Genomic DNA, 18,021 nt, shown 5'->3' with positions numbered 1-18,021 from the left:
CGAAATTGAATTTCGATTTTTGGCGGGGGTTCCTGATGTGAGGTCCGGGTATGCCGGCGTATTTCCGTCAGCGGCTGCGGATTTCCAGGCCCTGGTCGGTCTGCCTCAACTGTACCGGCAGCATGCGTGGCAGCAAGTGCGCAAAGTTGTCGAAATCCTTGCTATTGAAACTGCCGCCGATACGCAACGAAGAGACGGCGGTGCTGGCGACGGTGACCTGGACGGGGGCATAGCGCTGGAATTCTTCGATGGCCTGGGTAAGTGGCGTATCTTCGAAAGTGATCCGGCCATGGCGCCAGTTGGCGATGCTTTCCGGGGCGATGCGCGAGAAGGTGAGGCGGCTTTGACCGGGGGCCAGACTGGCGCGCATGCCGGTCGTCAAGGTATCGCCAGCCGGGGTGATCCAAGGCCAGTCCGGCCACCAGGTTCGAGTGGGGGCGACGGCAACCTTGCCAGTGGCAACGGCAACGCCTGCGCGCCCTGGCGCCACGCCAGTGGTGCTGTAGCGGACGGCGAATTGCGTGCCGAGCACGGTGGCTTGCAGCACCGGGGTCCGAACGGTGAACGGGCGCGCGGGATCAGGAACAACTTCAAACCAGGCCTGGCCATCTTCGAGCACAATTTTTCTGTGCCTGGCGTAGGTGGTAGCGGTGAGGCGCGTTGCGCTGTCCAGCACGATGACGCTGCCATCGGGCAGGACGATGCGCTCCTGCTCGCCGACGCCCGTGGCATAACTGGCCTGAAACTGCGGATATTCATACTGATGCCAGATATAGCCGGCGATGGCAGTGACCAGAAAAGAGAATGCCATACAGGCGAACAGCGGACGCCGGGTGGAGGGCGTGGGCAAGAGCAGCTGGCGCAGGCGACGCATGCAGGCGGGTCGTGTTTTCCGTGGGCGTGGATGCGGTTGCGCCTGCGTGTCGGGCTCCAGATGTGCGCGGGGAATCCGGCGCAGATCCTGCATCAGGGCGGCAAGGTTGTCGTAGGCTGCCCGATGCGCGGGGGCGGCGTCCAGCCAGTCAGCCAATGCCTGCGCCTGGGCAGGGCTGAAATCCGGTTGGCTGCTTTGCAGCAGCCAGTCGGCGGCGACATCGTCGATAGCGCCAGCCTCGGGAAGTGTCGGACCAGGGTTACGGCTCATGCTGATCTCTGCATGCTTTGCAAGCCATCATGGCGCGCAAGATGTGTTTTTTTACCATGCTGCTGGAGATACCCATGCGTTGCGCGATCTCGTCATTGGAAAGATCGTCGTACAAGTGCATCCGGAAGGCCTCCTGGCAGCGTGGCGGTAGCGACCGGATGGTATTGATATAGCTTTCGGCCGCACGCTTGCGTGCCAGTATCGCCGCAGGTTCTTCATGCTGCGCCTCGCCAGCCTGCAGGTCTTCGTCATCCCAGTTGTCCAGTGGCTCTTCCGCGCGGATCTGGCGGCGGCGGGAGGCATCCGCCAGCAGATTGCGCGCGACATGGTAAAGGAGACCACGAGGGTTGCGGACTTCGGTGCCTGTCTGGGATGCATGCAGGATGCGGGTGACGCTTTCTTGGGCAATATCGTCAACGGTATGGACGTCTTCGCCTTGGCGCAGCAGAAATCGCCGCAGCTCTTGATAATAACGAAGTACAACATCAACCATGAGATTTATAGCGCCGTGACACGTGACAGACTTCAGGCTTGATGACGAGATACCGCTAACGCCCAAGAATGAAAAGAAGAATCAATTCTATTGGTGGCGATTATATGCTATTAATCTAAAGGGATTCTCCCGCTGCCGGGATGGGGCCAGGTTCCCTGAGCAGGTGCTGCTAGCGGGCCAGCGCCTCAAGCAGCGCCTGGCGGCAGGCGGCCAGTTTTGCACGCCTGGCGGATTCCCGTTGCGGGTCGGGTTCGCGGTGTGGCGTGGCCCAGATGGCATCGGGAAAGTGGGGGTCGTCGCGCCAGCGCGGGATGATGTGCCAGTGCAGGTGCGGCACCATATTGCCCAGTGCCGCCAGATTGACCTTGTCGGGCGCCAGGGTGTCCCGCAGGACGCGCTCGGCGAGCATGACCGTGTCCATCAGCTGCGCGCGCTCGGCCTCGGACAGGTCGCTCATCTCGGCGCGGTGCTGATTCCAGATGACGCGCAGATAGCCGGGGTAGCCGGGCATATCGACTTCTATCACGCGCAGGGCGTCATTGCGCCAGAGCAGGGTGCCGCCCGCCGATGAGCACAGCGGGCAGGGCGGGGAAGGGGGACAGGCGGGGCAGGCGGAAGCGGGGGCAGTCATGTCGTCAGCGTTGGGGGTCAATGTTTGAGCGCTTTTTCGAGCACGGTGACGATGTGCTGCAGCAGCGCGACACGCGCCTGGCGCTTGTCGTTGGCGGGCAGCACGCACCAGGGGGCATGTTCGGTGTGCGTGAGTTGTAGCATGTCCCTGGCGGCTTTTTCATATTGCGACCAGCGTTTGCGGTTGCGCCAGTCGTCAGGCGTGATTTTGTAGCGTTTGGCGGGGTTGTGTTCGCGTTCGTGGAAGCGGCGCAGTTGTTCGTCGCGGTTGATGGACAACCAGACCTTGATGACGATGGTGCCGTGTTCGTGCAACTGGCGCTCGAAGTCATTGATTTCCGCATAGGCGCGCCGCCTGGCGGATTCATTGATCAGGCCTTCGACACGTTCGACCAGGACGCGGCCATACCAGGTGCGATCGAACACGGTTGTGCGGCCGTTGCCGGGAATATGGCGCCAGAAACGCCACAGGTAGGGGTGCGCCAGTTCTTCGTCGGTAGGTGCGCTGATGGGGACGACTTCATAGCTGCGGGCATCCAGGGCGCGTGTGACGCGGCGGATGGAACCGCCTTTGCCGGAGGCATCCATGCCCTCCAGCGCAAGCACGAGGCTGCGCTTGCCGAACGCCGCTTCGCGGACCAGCCGGCCCAGGCGTGCCTGCCATTTGAGCAGGGTTTTTTTGTACTGTTTGCGTGACAGGCGCGGCGTGTCGGCAGGCAGGTCCAGCGTGACCGGCCGCTTGCAGGGCACGGAGGAATCGGCCGGCGGCGTGATGCGCTTGCGTGGCGGCGCCTGCAGCGCCTTGAGCACGATGCTGGCGGTTTCGATGGCGCGCACGCGTTCGTCCGCACTGGGGATCACATGCCAGGGGGCATAAGGCGTCTGGGTTGCTTCGATAGCGGCGGCGCCAATGTCGCGGATGGCCTTGAAGTTTTCGGCCACCTGCTTGTCGGTGTCCGTGACTTGCCATGCGGTCATCTTGTTGGACAACAACTCCAGGGTGCGTGCGCTCTGGGCTTCGCGCGACATATGGAACCAGAGTTTGATGATCTGCACCCCTTCGGCAGCCAGCAGGGCTTCGAAGGCGCGAATTTCGCGGATGCCGCGCAGCAGGTCCGTTGAGGTCATGTCGCTGTGGGCATACTGGCGCAGATGCGCTTCGTACCATGAACCAAAGACGATGCCGGTGCGACCGCGCGCGGGCAGGGCATTCCAGTAGCGCCACAGCGGGGGGCGCATGGCCTGTTCTTGCGTCGGCTCGCCAAAGGCGATGGTGTTGATGTGGCGCGGGTCCATCCATTCGTTGAGCTGGTTGATGGCCGCGCCCTTGCCCACCCCATCGAGCCCCGTCACGACGATCAGCAGCGAGCGCTGGTTTTCCTGCAGCCGGTCGTACTGGGCCTGGATCAGGCTGGTACGCAGCCGGGCTTCGCGTTCCTTGGCGAGCGCCTTGGGCAGCGCTGGGTCGGCTTCGGCGGCGGAAAACAGATCGTCCGCACCGCGCGTATAGGCGCGCGGCACGTTTTCCAGCAGTTCGGCTGCGCTCGGCAGGCCATCGTTTTTCTGGTTGTTGCTGCCCATGGAGGCTCCCCGGGTTTGTTTAGTTTTCAGGCTAACAGACCCGGGGCAAGCATGCCAGAGTCCTGGACGGCCGGCAGGGCGTAAAGGGGTAACGGCGTCAGGGTTGTCAGGGCGTGGGCTTCCCTTATGGGCGTGCCGCGCGCGGGCGAGATGCCATCAGTCCTGGCCGCACATCAGGCGTACCATGCGGGCGTAGATGGCGGTGGCGCCGTGCAACTGTTCCACGGCGATGGATTCGTCGATGATGTGCGCGTCCTCTTCGTTGCCGGGGCCCAGGCCGATGGTGGGGATGCCGCGCCTGCCGGCAGATTCCGAGCCATTGGTGCAGAACGGCCAACTGCCCACGATGGGTTCCCGGCCGGTCTGGCGGACGGCTTCGCGCGTCAGCCGCAACAGGCTGGAATCGGCTTCGCAACGCCAGGCGGGCAGCCAGCGGGGCGGGTTGGCATGACAGCCGGTGAAGGTGGAAACGCTGTCTTCGCTGACCTGCAGCGTGAAGCCGTCCAGGCCGTGCTGCTGCAGGTGGTGGCGGATTTGCCCGAGGACGTCGTCCAGGCTTTCGCCCACGATGGTGCGCCGGTCGAAACGGAGGGTGGCGCTCAAAGGAATCATCGAAATTGACGGATACGGGTCGGAAATGATGTCCGTGGGAACCAGCAGTGCCGGGCCCAGAACCGGATCCTGCGGCAGCGGCAGGCTTTCCAGCGCAGTCAGCGCCCGGGCGGCCGCGTGCAGCGGGTTGACGCCCATGTGGGGGTTGGCCGCGTGGGCGGGCTTGCCATGAAAACGCAGCAGGATTTCCACGCGGCCTTTCTGGCCGGCGCGTATCTGTAGTTTCGACGGTTCGCAGATCACGACGGCGCCAGGCTGGCAGGCATCCAGCACCGGTGCCAGGGCATGCCCTTCGATGACTTCTTCCAGCACGCTGGCGGATACCGCCACGCGTTGCCTGAGCCCCTGCCTTGCCGCCTGGGCGACGCCGCAGATGGCTGCGGCGACACCGCCTTTCATGTCGGTGCTGCCGCGCCCGTACAGGCGGCCGTCATGGATTTCTCCACCGAAGGGATCGAAGCGCCAATTGCCGGTGACGGGCACGACATCCATGTGACCATCGAACAGCAGGGCGATGTCGGTGCCTGCGGGGCCGACGATACCCAGCACGGAGCCGTTGGCATCGGTGCGCACTTCATCGAAGCCGGCGGCACGCATGGTGTCGGCCATCAGGCGTGCCATGCCGGCCTCCTGGCCGGACAGACTGGGAATTCTGACCATGGCTTGGGTCAGGGCTACGACGTCCATGTCCATTTTTGTGTCCATTGTTGCAAGGGGTGCGGACGGTGCCGCCCGCGCCCGGGTTAAAGGAATCAGCGGAAATCAGCGGTTCACCAGCTCGCGCGGCACGCGGTAGACCAGAATGGCGCCCAGGACCGTGAAGCTGGCAAGGAAGTACATGCCGCCATCGGTGGAGCCGGTCAGCTCCTTGATCCAGCCGATGGCGTACGGGCTGACGAAGGCGGCCAGGCCCGCAAAGGAGTTGATGCCGGCAATCCCCGCCGCAGCGCTCTTGCCATCCAGAAAGGCGGTGGGCAGGCTCCAGAACAGGGGCGAGCAGACCATGCAGCCAGCGGCAGCCACGGACAGCATGGCGACGGCCAGCATCGGGTTGTGGCTGAACAGCGTGCTGAGCGCCAGCCCGGTGCCGCCGACCAGGAACGGAATGATCATGTGCCAGCGGCGTTCGCGGCTGCGGTCGGAGTGGCGGCACACCAGGATCATCGAAATGACGGCGCAGATGTTGGGGATGGCGGTCAGCAGGCCGACATCCAGCAGGGAACTGACGCCGGTGGACCGGATGACGGACGGAATCCAGAAGGCGAGGCCTGACAGGCTGGAGACGGTGCAGTAGCAGATGAGCGCCATGTGCACCACGCGACGGTCGCGGAATAACCGCAGCAGCGAGACATGTTCGGTCTTGGTGGCGCGTTCGGCGCTCAGGTTGCCATTGAGCCGCGCCTTTTCCTCGGGGCTGAGCCAGCGGGCGTCGTCGATGCGGTCATCCAGGTACCAGAGCACAGCCACGCCAAGCAGCAGTGAAGGCACGGCTTCGATAAGGAACATCCATTGCCAGCCGGCCAGGTTGTGCGTCTCGTGGAACGCTTCCATGATCCAGCCCGATAGCGGCCCACCCAGGATGCCGGCGAACGGCACGGCGGTCATGAAGACGGCAACGATCTGGCCGCGGCGGTGGGAAGGGAACCAGTAAGTCAGGTAGAGGATGATGCCGGGATAGAAACCAGCTTCGGCTGCGCCCAGCAGGAAGCGCAGGATATAGAACTGGGTGGGCGTCTGGGTGAGCGCCATGGCGGCGGAAATCAGCCCCCAGAGCACCATGATCCGGGCCAGGGTTTTCTTGGCGCCTATCCGGTGCATCAGGACATTTCTGGGAACCTCGAAAAGAAAGTAGCCGATGAAGAAGATCCCGGCGCCCAGGCCATACACGGCTTCGCTGAATTGCAGGTCGTCGAGCATTTGCAGCTTGGCGAAGCCGACATTGACCCGGTCGAGAAAGGCCGCGATGTAGCAGGCCATCAGGAAGGGCAGCAGGCGCCAGGCGACTTTGCGGTACAGCGTGTTGTCAGTGGCGGCCGAGGTGGCTGAGGCAGCGGCAATGCCAGGCGTCGCGACGCCTCCTAGTGATTGATTCATGTGGTCTCCTTTGGTGGTGTATGTTTTTTCAGGCAAAGCGTCCCCCTGCGTGCCGAGATGGCCGCATGCCTTGTTTGTTGTTGGGGGAAGACTGGCCTGCCCGGGCGGCTCTCCTCAAAACCGTCCGGGCCGGGGGTCAGGCGTCAGTCATGCGGGCAGGGCCTCCGGTTCGATGGCGCCGCGCCGTTCGGTGATCAGGCCATAGGCCTCGGGGCGGCGGTGGCGCTCGAAGTTGAAGGTGGTGGTTTTGTAGGAACGGCACAGGTCCAGGTCGCAGCGCGCGATGGCCAGTTCGTCGCCCTTGGTGGAGCAGGCGGCGACGATTTCCCCGGAAGGGGCGATGATGCAGCTGCCGCCTATCATTTCGCAGCCTTCTTCATTGCCGGCCTTGGCCACGCCCACGACCCATGTGCCGTTCTGGTAGGCGCCGGCCTGCATCACGAGCTGGTTGTGGAACATGGAGAGGTCGTCGTGTTCCGGCGCGGGCGGATTGTGCACCGGGGTGTTGTAGCCCATCATGATCATTTCCACGCCTTGCAGGCCCATGACACGGTAGGTTTCGGACCAGCGCCTGTCGTTGCAGAGCGCCATGCCCATGATGCCGTCGAAGCCGCGCCAGACATCAAAAGACGAACCCGGTTCGAAGTAGTATTTTTCCAGGTGCTGAAAGGCGCGCCAGGGCTCGTTCTGGGCATGGCCAGGCAGGTGAACCTTGCGGTATTTGCCGATGATCTTGCCGCTCTGGTCGACCAGGATGGAGGTGTTGTAGCGACGCTTGACGCCATTTTCCACTGCCAGCTCGGCATAGCCGATATAGAAGCCGATGCGCAGCTGCGCAGCGGTTTCGAACAGGATGCGAGTTTCCGGGCCGGGCATTTCGGCTTCGTAGTAGGCGTCCATTTCGGCCTGGTCCTCCACATACCAGCGCGGAAAGAAGGTGGTCAGCGCCAGTTCGGGAAAGACGACGAGCTGGCAGCCCATGGCGTGCGCGTTGCGCAAGTGTTCGAGGAGCCGTGCGACGACGGCGCGGCGGCTGTCGGTACGGTGGATGGGGCCAAGCTGGGCGGCGGCGACATTGACGATGCGGGACATGGTGGAAGCTCCTTGCGGTTGTTTTTTTCGGTAGGTGTCAGGCTTGCGCCAGTTCAAGCAGCAGGTCGAGCAGGATGGCCGCGCCTGCGCCGATGTCCTGGTCCTGCGTGAATTCGGCGACGTTGTGCGACAGGCCGCCAACGCTGGGGACGAAAATCATGCCGGTCGGGCACATGCGCGCCAGCATCTGCGCGTCATGGCCGGCGCCGCTGGGCATGCGGCGCACGCTGTGGCCGTGGGCACGGGCGAGCGCCTCGACACGGCCGACAATCCGTTCGTCGAAGGCGACCGGTTCGAAGTCCGCCAGCACCCGGTGCGAAATGCGGATACCCTCCTGGCTTGCCAGTTCCCCGGCATAGGCCAGGCAGTCGGCGACGGCCTGGCGCAGTGCAGCGCCGTCTGTGTTGCGCAGGTCCAGCGTGAAAGTGGCGCGGTTGGCAATGACGTTGATCAGGCTGGGGTGCAACTGCATGTGGCCGACGGTGGCCAGTTGCCCGCCACCCATGCGGCTGGCCAGATCGCGGGCGAAGCAGGCCATGCGCGCGGCCGCCAGGCCGGCATCATGGCGCAGTGCCATGGGCGTGGTGCCAGCATGGTTGGACGTTCCTTCGATGCTGAACTCCAGCCAGTGGATACCCTGCACGCCGGTGACCGCACCGATGGTGATGCCTTCGTGTTCCAGCAGCGGGCCTTGTTCGATATGCAGCTCGACGAAGGCGTGGACCCGGTTGCTGCCAACCGGGGCCGGGCCGTCATAGCCGATGCGGCGTAGGTTTTCGCCGACTGTCGTGCCGTCTATGCCCACGGTATCGAGCGCCTGTTGCAGGGGCAGGCCGCCCTGGTAGACCAGGCTGCCCATCATGTCAGGGGCAAAGCGTGAGCCTTCTTCGTTGGTGAAGAAGGTCACTGCCAGCGGCCGACGTGTCCGTATGCCCGCGTCATTGAGTGCGGCGATGACTTCCAGGCCGGCCAGCACGCCCAGGTTGCCGTCATAGCGGCCCCCGGTGCGGACCGTATCTATGTGTGAGCCGGTCATGACAGGCGGGCCGTCCTCCCGCCCGCGGCGCAGGCCGGTGACGTTGCCGATGGCGTCCACCGTGATTTCCAGGCCCAGTTCGCGCATCCAGCCGGTAACCAGGTCGCGGCCCTGGCGGTCTTCCTCCGTCAGAGCGAGGCGGCACACGCCGCCACCCTCGATGGCGCCGACCTGGCCCAGCGCGGCAATGCGTGCCAGCAGGCGGGGCAGGTTGATGCGGGCTTGTGTCATACAGGTTCTCCGATTTCCGCTGGCTTGCGGCCGACGATCTGTTCATACAGCACGGGGTCGGTAGCGCCTTCACTGCCGAACAGCAGCACCCGGCTGTGCGCATCCAGGCCCAGCGCCTGGCGGGCGGCGGGGTCGGCCAGTGCCGCCAGCGCGCCAGCCAGTCCGGCGACAGCCGATTCGCCCGCGACCAGGGGAGCGTCGCCATAGGGGCTGTCGGCCAGCAGGCGCACGGTGTCCAGCGCGGCTTCGTCATCGACGGTGAGGAAGGCCTGGACGCCTGGATGAAGGATTTCCCAGGCCAGCAGCGACACTTCGCCGCAGGCCAGGCCAGCCATGACGGTATCCAGTTCACCATGCACCGCCACGGGCTTGCCCGCCTTGGCGCTCTCGAACAGGCAGGCCGCTTTGTCGGGTTCGACGACGATGAATCGGGGTCGGCGCGCGCCGAGCTGTTCCCAGAAGTGGGCGCAGACTGCCGCAGCCAGGCCGCCGACACCGCCTTGCAGGAAGACATGGGTGGGCAGGTCGCCATCCCCGTTTTGCGCCAGTTGCTGCAAGGCTTCGTCGGCCATGACGCCATAGCCTTGCATGACATCCTTGGGCACTTCCATATAGCCGGGGTAGGAGGTGTCGGACACGACGAATCGGCCCAGGCGTGCGGAATCTTCGGCCGCCTGGCGCACGGAATCGTCATAGTTGCCGGGCGTGCGTACTACCTGCGCGCCATAGCTTTCGATGGCGGCCTTGCGGCCTTCGCTGACGGTGGCATGGATATAGATGACACACTGGCAGCCGAAGCGCTCTGCGCCCCAGGCGACGGAACGGCCGTGGTTGCCGTCAGTGGCGCAGGTGACAGTAATGTCCTGGGTGGTCTCGCGATATTTTCCGGACAGCAGGTCGTCGATGCCGAGGTCGTCGCGGCCCAGGCGTTGTCCGAGTTCGCGCAGCAGCAGGCGGCTGACGGCATAGGCGCCGCCCAGTGCCTTGAAGCTGCCCAGACCGAAGCGGTGCGCTTCCTGTTTGTAGAGGAACTGGCGCACGCCGGCGGCTTGCGCCAGCCCGGCGAGATCGCGTAGCGGCGTCGGGCAGTAGCCGGGCCAGCGGCGTATCTGAGCATCGGCGCGGCGGAAGGCTTCGCCGCCGAGGATGGCTTGCTGCCTGGGGCCATAGGGCGCATCGGCGTCGAAGGCGGGGTTGAGGGTCCAGTGCAGGCGGACATCGGGCAGGATGGTGGACAAGGGAAACTCCTTTTTTATAGGTATGGTCGGGATCAGCGATGCAGGTCGCCGTAAAGGTCGTGCAGGGATTCGATGTGCTTGAGGCGCTGTCGGGCGGCGTCGCCCAGTGTGCGCGCGAGCACGGAGCACAGGTGGTTGATCAGGCTCATGGCTGCAATGTAGGAGTCGAAGACGGCTGGGCTGCGGTTCACGCAGCGCAACACGACATCGGCGCGTGCGGGCAGTTCGGTGGCGGTGGGGTCGGTCAGCACCACGACCCTGGCGCCGATGCGGCTGGCGTGTTCCACCACAGGCTTGAGCAGTGTGACGCGGCGGCGGAAGTCCATGACCAGCAGGACATCGTCGGGCCCCATGTCGGCCAGATCTTCGGCCAGGTTCAGGCCGGCACCAGGGGCCAGCGTCACGCCGTCGCGCAGTTGGGTGAGCAGCGCCCAGGCGTACTGCGCCAGCACGCGTCCGTTGCGAAAGCCGGCGATCCAGACGCGGCGCGATTGGGCCAGCAATGAAACCGTGGTTTCAACATCACGACTGTCCAGGCGTTCGAAGGTCTGCGCCAGGTTCTGCAGGTCGGTAGACAGGTGGGCGGCCAGCGCATCGCCCGATGCATCGGGCGGCCGGACCCCGGCCATTTCATAAAGAGGGGAGCCGCGTTCGGCATCATCGCGGGCCTGGGCGCGGATTTCATTGAAGTTGTCGTAGCCCAGGCGGCGGAAAAAGCGGCTGGCAGTGGCCTTGGACACGCCAGCTTTCTTGGCCAGGTCAGCGCCGGACCAGGCTGCGATATTGCCCAGGCACTCCAGCGTGACATGGGCCAGGCGCTGCTCGCTCTCGGTAAAGGTGTCCTGGAGGGACAGGATGCGTTCCTGCAAAGTGGAAGTCATGATCGCCATGCTCAAATGAAACTGTGGTTTCAGTAGAATAATTTTGTGAAATTATAGTGTCAATAAAAATTGAGCAGGCGCGACTAGGGAGTTATCCCAGGGGGCGCAAGGGGGAATCAGGCGGGAAAGTGTCTCGCAAGGCCCGGGGTGGACGCGGGCCTTGCCGTGTTGGCAGGAGACTGGGAGGACTGAAAAGAAAGGAAACGGGGTTGGCCGGGTGTGCGAGTGGCCGGCAGGTCGTCAGGCGACCAGGCGCGCCAGCTCCGCGCCCGGCTCGGCGGCGCGCATGAAGGTTTCGCCGATCAGGAAGGCTTGGACGCCGTGTTCGCGCATGCGGCGGATATCCTCGGCGCTGGCAATGCCGCTTTCAGTGACGACGCGCCTGCCTTCGGGAATGCGCGGCAGCAGGTCCAGCGTGGTCTGCAGGCTGGTTTCGAAGGTGCGCAGGTTGCGGTTATTGATACCCAGCAGGGGCGTGTGCAGTTTCAGCGCGCGCTCCAGTTCCTCGGCATCATGCACTTCGACCAGGACATCGAGGTCGAGCGCACGGGCGCAATCTTCCAGGTCGCGCATCTGCGCATCGCTGAGGGCGGCGGCGATCAGCAGCACGCAGTCGGCGCCCATGGCGCGGGCGGCCACGACCTGATAGCTGTCGATGACGAAGTCCTTGCGCAAGACGGGCAGGCTGCAAGCGGCGCGGGCCTGGCGCAGGTGGTCGTGCGAGCCCTGGAAGAATTGCACGTCGGTCAGCACCGACAGGCAGGCGGCGCCATGGGCCGCGTAGGAGCCGGCGATTTCGGCCGGGGAAAAGTTCTCGCGGATGATGCCCTTGGAGGGGGATGCCTTCTTGATTTCCGCGATGACGCCAGGCCGGCCGACCGCAATGGCGTCCTCGATGGCGCGGGCGAAGCCGCGCACGTCCTTGCGCGCCTGGGCTTCGCGCAGCAGTTCGGCTTCGCTGCGCAGTTGGCGCGAGGCGGTGACTTCTTCTTTCTTTACTTCCAGGATACGGGTAAGGATGTCGTTCATTCCTGTCGTCCTTTGCGCGTGAATGCGCAGAATTCTTCCAGTTTGGCGCGGGCCGCGCCGCTGTCCAGCACCGAACCGGCCAGGCGCAGGCCGTCCTCGATAGAGGTGGCGCGGTTGCCGGCGTAAATGGCGAGGCCGGCATTGAAGGCGACGATGTCGCGCGCGGTGCCGGGTTCATTATTCAGGGCGGACAGTACCATGTCGCGGGATTCTTCGCGGCTGGAGACGCGGATGCTGCGGTTGGACACCATGTTCAGACCGAAGTCTTCCGGGTGTATCTGGTATTCGGTCACGATATCGTCCTTGAGTTCCCCGACCAGGGTAGAAGCCCCAAGGGATGCTTCGTCCATGCCGTCCATGCCATGGACGATCAGGACGTGACGCGAGCCCAGCCGTTGCAGCACGCGGACCAGGATGCCGACCAGGTCGGGGTGGAACACGCCCATCAGCTGGTTGGCGGCCTTGGCCGGATTGGTCAGCGGCCCCAGGATATTGAAGATGGTACGCACGCCCAGTTCTTTGCGGATGGGCGCGACATTCTTCATGGCGCTATGGTGATTGGGGGCATACATGAAGCCGATGCCGGTCGCGGCCAGGCATTCGGCGACGGCAGGCGGCGGCAGGTCGATGCGAGCGCCCAGGGCTTCCAGCACGTCGGCGCTGCCTGAGGATGACGAGGCGCTGCGCCCGCCATGCTTGGCGATGGGCACGCCGGCAGCGGCGGCGACGAACATGGCCGCAGTGGAAATATTGAAGGTATTGCTGCCGTCCCCGCCGGTGCCGCACATGTCCAGCAGGTCTTGTGTGTCGGGGGCGGTGACGGGGGTGGCGAATTCGCGCATGACCTGCGCGGCAGCCGTGATTTCGCCGACGGTTTCCTTCTTCACGCGCAGGCCCATCAGCAGGGCGGCCATCATGGGCGGTGAAATTTCGCCGCGCATCAGGCTGCGCATGAGCGTGAGCATTTCATCGTGGAAGATCTCGCGGTGCTCGATGCAGCGGACCAGGGCTTCTGTCGGAGTAATGGGCATGGGTTGGCTGGCTGGCTGGTTCATGGCGGTCAGTCCTGCGTCAGGAAGTTGCGCAGCAGGGCATGGCCGTGTTCACTCAGAACCGATTCGGGATGGAACTGTACTCCGTATATCGCTAATTCTTTATGTCGGATACCCATGATTTCCCCATCTTCCGTTTCCGCCGTGATTTGCAGGCAGTCCGGCAGTGATTCGCGCTCGATGGCCAGGGAGTGATAGCGGGTGACGGTGTAGGGCGAGGGCAGGTCGCGGAAAATGTCAGTGCCGGTGTGGGTGATAGGCGAGGTCTTGCCATGCATGATCTGCTTGGCGCGGATGATCTTGCCGCCGTAGGCTGCGCCTATGGATTGATGCCCCAGGCAGACGCCCAGGATGGGAATGCGGCCGGCGAAGCGCTGGATGGCGGCAATGGAGATGCCAGCCTCGGCCGGGGAGCATGGGCCGGGCGACACGCAGATGCGCGCGGGCGCCAGGGCTTCGATTTCATCGAGCGTGATTTCGTCGTTGCGGGCGACTTTCACTTCCTCGCCCAGCTCACCGAAGTACTGGACCAGGTTGTAGGTGAACGAGTCGTAGTTGTCTATCATCAGCAGGGCCATGATGGCGATCCTTGTATCTTTGCGGTATTCGGTTGCCGGCCGGTTGCCGGAACTGGCATGGCCGGGAATGTCTGTGCAAGGTTCAGTGCTTGCCTGGGGTGGGCAAGCTTCGCCATCGGGGGACCAACGCGGGATATGCGCGCGCGCAGCCATCCTGCCGGTAAAGGCCGGGGAGGTATTGGGCTGTGGGGGCGTGTGGCACTGGGCAATCTCCTGAGCGTTGGAGCCGCCGTACCGGGAATCAGAATAAAAAAACGCCTTGTATCCACCCGAAACGGCGGCAAGGCGTGGTGTGAAACCGTAACGTCGAGCCGCTTCCTATTGGAAGCGCCACCACTGGCAAGTGAGGGACGTTGCGTAACGGTTCATGGATTCAGTCTGTTGCTTGATGAAAACCGGGCGCGGGGGCCAGCAAGGCCGCAGGCAACCCGGATAATGCGTCGATTGTAGCGGCAGCCTTGGCCGCTGTCGAGCGTGGTGGCCAAGGCTGCTGGCGGCCGTTGCCGGCAGGCCGCACTTGCTGCCTGGGCGGGCAAGTGCGGCGCCGGCCTCAGGGTTGCAGGGCCTCGGCGCGGATGCGCCAGTCGCGCAAGGCCAGCAGGGCGCGCTGCTTCTGCCATTGCGCCTGCAGGGGTTGCGATGGCGTGGCGGCAGGCAGCAGCCGGCCGTCGCTGTTCCAGTGGTAGAACTGGGGATGCGTCATGCCCACCACTGCGCCTTCGGCGCTGATGAAAATGCCGGGGCCGGCGCCGGACTCGTCGCCGATGAAGGACAGGGCAATGGGGGCAGTGGTATCGGCATACAGGTCGCGGCCGCGCTTGGCAACGCTGGTGTCTTGCAGCGAATGCGCCATCAGCGTGGCGAAAATGTCCTGGTGGCTGGCCCATTCACCAGTGTGGGGGATGCCACCCAGGCGATAGGGCTCAGGGACCCACATGATGATGGGCACGCCGTACTTGAAATTCAGCTGGCTTGCGTCGGGATAGGTGAATATCTGGCGCGTGTTGTGGTCACCGGTGGCAGCGAACAGGGTATGTTCCATGACGCCGTCGCGTTCCAGGTTGTCCAGGAACTGCCCCAGGGCATTGTTGGCGTACTGGTAGGTAGAGAGGATGGTCCGGCCATGCTCGGCATCCACTGCCATGGCAGTTCCCAGGGTATCAGGGTCCAGGACGGCCGGCTGGTAGCCCGGCGGCGAACGGAACGGCGGATGGTTGGTGGTGGTCAGCATGACCAGCATGAGCGGTTGGCCGGCTGCTTCCGCCTCGGCCACGATATCCTGCGCGTAGCGGAACATCCACTCATCATCCACGCCCCAGGTATGGGTGGTGGCCTCGGGATAGCGCTCCGTGATCGCGCTTTCGCCCAGCACCTGGTCGAAGCCCTGCTGCAATAGCGCGGTATCCAGCTTGCGCCAGCTATCCTGGCCGGCGCTCAGGAACACGGTGCGGTAGCCTGCGTCACGGTAGGCCTGGGCCACCGAGGTGGAGTAGCCGCGATAGCCGTAGCGGCTCTGCATCAGGGGGGTGACCGGGCTGTCCAGCAGCAGGCCTTCCAGGCTCTGGTAGGTGCCATGCTGGTAGGACAGCGCCTTGTCGAAGTAATCCGCCTTGCCGTGCAGCCAGGGGCGCAGGTGGCCCAGCAGGTCGTTGCGTTCCGGGTCGTCGTATTCCAGCAGGTGCCGGCCCCAGCCTTCCATGACAGCCACCAGCACATTCGGCTTGCGCGCCTGTTGCCAGGCGGCTTGCGCCGGCAGCGGCTGCAGCAGCGCCTGGTGGGCGCGTTCGGCCGCCTGTTCCGCGCCCAGGGACTCGCCTGGGGATTGCAGGCCGGCCTGTTGCAGCGCGTCTTCGAGGGATTGCAGGCCATAGAGCTTCATGCCGGCCTCGGGCGTACTGCCCATGTCCGAGGCATTGCGCTCCTTCCAGGCCATTTGCAGCGCCACCCAGCCATTGGGCACCAGGTTGTTTACCAAGGCGTCGGTGGACACGGCCATGTGCATGGTACGCAAGGGGAACGTGCCCAGGCTGCCGCGCGCCAGGCCTGCCGTCAGCAGCAGGCTGGCAATGGCCAGCGCTGCCAGGCGCCAGCCCGTGGGGCCGCCAGGCTGGCGCCTGGCCCACCAACGGGCGATGGCGACTTGCACGAAGGTCAGCAACAGAATGCCGATGACCAGCCGGATGACAGGCAGGTCGTTCCACAGTGTGCGGGAAATCGCGGCCGTGTCATCCTCGGCAAAGCCAAAGACCAGGCCGTTGATGGGGCCGTTGTAGAACTGGAAGTAGTAATAGTTGACCACCATCAGCAGGTTGATCAACAGCATGACCAGCACTTGCCAGCCGGCCAGCAGCTTTTGCCAGAAGTTGCGCAGCCGGGCTGGCATGAGGAAGGCCAGGAACAGTGGCAGGCCGAGCAGGACTGCCAGGTTCTTGACGTCGAAGCGGGCGCCCATCCAAAAGGCGCGGGTAAGGTCCTGCCCGGCAGGGTGCCATTGCACCGGCGCCTGGATCATGATCACGGCCATGCGTCCCAGCGCCAGGCCGATGACGGCCAGCACCAGTAGCATCCAGTACTGGCGGTGCAGCCGCAGCCAGGGGGTCCAGGTTTGATTTTCTTTTTTTGCGGCACGCTTGGGCGCCCTGGTGCCGGGTGATGCACTCATGCTTCAGTTTGATGACAAGTCTCGAACGGAAGCTGATTCTACCCCTTGCCCAGCACGGCGCCAGCACTGGTTTGCAACAGAAAAAGAAACCGGCGGCCTCAGTCGGCGTTGTCCAGCCCTTCCTGTACTTGTTCTGCCGCGCGCAGTACGGCGCGCGCCTTGGCTTCAGTTTCCCTCCATTCCATTTCAGGATCGGAGTCGGCAACGATGCCGGCGGCGGCCTGGACATACAGGGTGCCGTTCTTGATCACGCCGGTGCGGATGGCGATGGCGAGGTCCATTTCGCCGCCGTAGCTCAGGTAGCCGGCTGCGCCGCCATAGATGCCACGGCGCACCGGTTCCAGCTCGTCGATCAGTTCCATGGCGCGCACTTTGGGAGCGCCGGTCAGGGTGCCTGCCGGGAAGCTGGCGCGCAGCACATCCATGTTGCCTATGCCGGGGCGCAGCGTGCCGGCGACGTTGGAGACCAGGTGCATCACGTGGGAGTAGCGCTCGATGGTCATGGTGTCGGTGACGACCACGCTGCCCGGCTCGGCCACGCGGCCGATGTCATTGCGCGCGAGGTCGATGAGCATGACGTGTTCGGCGCGTTCCTTGGCATCGGCCTGCAGTTCGACGGCCAGTTCAGCATCTTCTTCGGGCGTATTGCCGCGGCGGCGGGTGCCGGCCAGCGGACGGATGGTGATGCGGCTGCCAGCCTCCAGTGGCGTAGCGGGGGGAGCGCTGGAGAAGGCGGGCACCGGCCCGGCGGACTGCGGCAGGTTTTCCTGGCGCACCAGGATTTCCGGCGAGGCGCCAACCACGTGGAAGTCGCCAAAATTCCAGAAGTACATGTATGGCGACGGATTGAGCGAGCGCAGGGCGCGGTACAGCGAAAGCGGCGCGTCGCGGAAAGGCTTGGCGATAACCTGGCCGACCTGTACCTGCATCAGGTCGCCAGCCGCGATGTATTCCTTGGCCTGGAGCACGGCCTTGAGGTAATCGGGCTTGTCGAAATCACGGCGTTCCTGGGTGCGCGTGCTGGCGTGGCTGTAGGGCACTTCGACGGGGCGGCGCAACTGGGCGCGCAGGGTCTTGAGCCGTTGCTGGGCGCGGGCGTAGGCTTCCGGCTGGGCCGGGTCGGCATAGACGATCAGATACAGTTTGCCGCTGAGGTTGTCCACGATGGCCAGTTCATCGACATGCAGCAGCATGATGTCCGGCACGCCTTCTTCCATGCCCGCCGGGAAGGGCTTGACTGCCGGGCCCAGGCGCTTTTCGATGTGGCGGATGGTGTCGTAGCCGAAATAGCCCGCCAGGCCGCCTGCGAAACGGGGCAGGCCGGGGCGCAGGGCAACCTTGAAGCGTTTCTGGTAGTCCTCGATGAATGCCAGCGGGTCGCCGGTATGGCGTTCGATGACCTGGCCGTCGCGCAGGACTTCCACCTGCTCGCCGCTGGCGCGCAGCACGGTGCGTGCCGGCAGGCCGATGAAGGAGTAGCGGCCGAAGCGCTCGCCGCCGACGACGGATTCGAGCAGGCAGCTCATGCGGCCCTGCGTGCCGCCCTGGTGCGCCAGCTTCAGGTAGAGCGATAGTGGCGTATCCAGATCGGCATGGCTTTCGGCGATCAGCGGGATGCGGTTGTAGCCTTGTGCGGCCAGGGCTTGGAATTCAATCTCGGTCATGGGG

15 protein-coding genes are annotated in these 18,021 nt (G+C 64.4%); all 15 read right to left on the bottom strand.

Going from position 1 to position 18,021, the window contains the following annotated elements; translation table 11 throughout:
• Positions 1 to 67: 67 nt before the first annotated feature.
• The 15 genes from ACEW7X_RS15220 to ACEW7X_RS15150 all read right to left on the bottom strand — a co-directional run bounded on the left by ACEW7X_RS15220 (position 68) and on the right by ACEW7X_RS15150 (position 18,017).
• Positions 68 to 1,144: a FecR family protein gene (locus tag ACEW7X_RS15220; RefSeq protein WP_130486476.1), complete on the bottom strand. Its 1,077-nt coding sequence runs from the start codon at positions 1,142 to 1,144 to the stop codon at positions 68 to 70.
• On the bottom strand, positions 1,134 to 1,703 hold the full coding sequence (locus ACEW7X_RS15215) for an RNA polymerase sigma factor (protein ID WP_420177390.1): 570 nt from the start codon (positions 1,701 to 1,703) through the stop codon (positions 1,134 to 1,136). The genes ACEW7X_RS15220 and ACEW7X_RS15215 overlap by 11 nt, the downstream gene beginning before the upstream one ends.
• A gap of 103 nt (positions 1,704 to 1,806) precedes the next feature.
• Complete coding sequence (locus ACEW7X_RS15210) at positions 1,807 to 2,268, bottom strand: HIT family protein (RefSeq protein WP_068367421.1); 462 nt, start codon at positions 2,266 to 2,268, stop codon at positions 1,807 to 1,809.
• A 17-nt stretch (positions 2,269 to 2,285) separates the two neighbouring features.
• Positions 2,286 to 3,848 carry a polyphosphate:AMP phosphotransferase gene (gene pap, locus ACEW7X_RS15205; RefSeq protein WP_134838893.1) on the bottom strand — a complete coding sequence of 521 codons (1,563 nt, stop codon included), beginning with the start codon at positions 3,846 to 3,848 and terminating at the stop codon, positions 2,286 to 2,288.
• 156 nt (positions 3,849 to 4,004) lie between these two features.
• Positions 4,005 to 5,153: a YgeY family selenium metabolism-linked hydrolase gene (locus ACEW7X_RS15200; RefSeq protein WP_420177389.1), complete on the bottom strand. Its 1,149-nt coding sequence runs from the start codon at positions 5,151 to 5,153 to the stop codon at positions 4,005 to 4,007.
• 69 nt (positions 5,154 to 5,222) lie between these two features.
• Positions 5,223 to 6,554 carry an MFS transporter gene (locus tag ACEW7X_RS15195; RefSeq protein ID WP_420177388.1) on the bottom strand — a complete coding sequence of 444 codons (1,332 nt, stop codon included), beginning with the start codon at positions 6,552 to 6,554 and terminating at the stop codon, positions 5,223 to 5,225.
• Positions 6,555 to 6,701: 147 nt separating this feature from the next.
• On the bottom strand, positions 6,702 to 7,646 hold the full coding sequence (locus ACEW7X_RS15190) for an N-carbamoyl-D-amino-acid hydrolase (RefSeq protein WP_127775266.1): 945 nt from the start codon (positions 7,644 to 7,646) through the stop codon (positions 6,702 to 6,704).
• Between the two features lie 37 nt (positions 7,647 to 7,683).
• The gene (locus ACEW7X_RS15185; protein ID WP_127775265.1) at positions 7,684 to 8,913 is read right to left on the bottom strand and encodes a M20 family metallo-hydrolase; all 1,230 of its coding nucleotides are present in this window, start codon (positions 8,911 to 8,913) and stop codon (positions 7,684 to 7,686) included.
• Positions 8,910 to 10,151 carry a diaminopropionate ammonia-lyase gene (locus ACEW7X_RS15180; RefSeq protein WP_420177387.1) on the bottom strand — a complete coding sequence of 414 codons (1,242 nt, stop codon included), beginning with the start codon at positions 10,149 to 10,151 and terminating at the stop codon, positions 8,910 to 8,912. The genes ACEW7X_RS15185 and ACEW7X_RS15180 overlap by 4 nt, the downstream gene beginning before the upstream one ends.
• A gap of 32 nt (positions 10,152 to 10,183) precedes the next feature.
• Entirely contained in the window at positions 10,184 to 11,032 is an 849-nt protein-coding gene (locus tag ACEW7X_RS15175) for a MurR/RpiR family transcriptional regulator (protein WP_068367825.1), read from the bottom strand.
• Positions 11,033 to 11,272: 240 nt separating this feature from the next.
• The gene (gene trpC, locus ACEW7X_RS15170) at positions 11,273 to 12,061 is read right to left on the bottom strand and encodes an indole-3-glycerol phosphate synthase TrpC (protein ID WP_068367410.1); all 789 of its coding nucleotides are present in this window, start codon (positions 12,059 to 12,061) and stop codon (positions 11,273 to 11,275) included.
• On the bottom strand, positions 12,058 to 13,092 hold the full coding sequence (gene trpD, locus ACEW7X_RS15165) for an anthranilate phosphoribosyltransferase (protein ID WP_127775702.1): 1,035 nt from the start codon (positions 13,090 to 13,092) through the stop codon (positions 12,058 to 12,060). Before trpD ends, trpC begins: the two co-directional genes overlap by 4 nt.
• A 29-nt stretch (positions 13,093 to 13,121) precedes the next feature.
• Positions 13,122 to 13,691 carry an anthranilate synthase component II gene (locus ACEW7X_RS15160; protein WP_068367821.1) on the bottom strand — a complete coding sequence of 190 codons (570 nt, stop codon included), beginning with the start codon at positions 13,689 to 13,691 and terminating at the stop codon, positions 13,122 to 13,124.
• 550 nt (positions 13,692 to 14,241) lie between these two features.
• Entirely contained in the window at positions 14,242 to 16,353 is a 2,112-nt protein-coding gene (locus ACEW7X_RS15155; protein ID WP_253099947.1) for an LTA synthase family protein, read from the bottom strand.
• 98 nt (positions 16,354 to 16,451) lie between these two features.
• Positions 16,452 to 18,017 (bottom strand): anthranilate synthase component I family protein, encoded by a 1,566-nt coding sequence (locus ACEW7X_RS15150; RefSeq protein WP_068367405.1) that lies wholly within the window; start codon positions 18,015 to 18,017, stop codon positions 16,452 to 16,454.
• Between the last annotated feature and the right edge of the window lie 4 nt (positions 18,018 to 18,021).

Source organism: Kerstersia gyiorum, from assembly GCF_048595715.1.
Lineage (GTDB): Bacteria > Pseudomonadota > Gammaproteobacteria > Burkholderiales > Burkholderiaceae_B > Kerstersia > Kerstersia gyiorum.
Note: the sequence above shows the minus strand (reverse complement) of the source record. Positions and strands in the feature narration are given on the sequence as shown.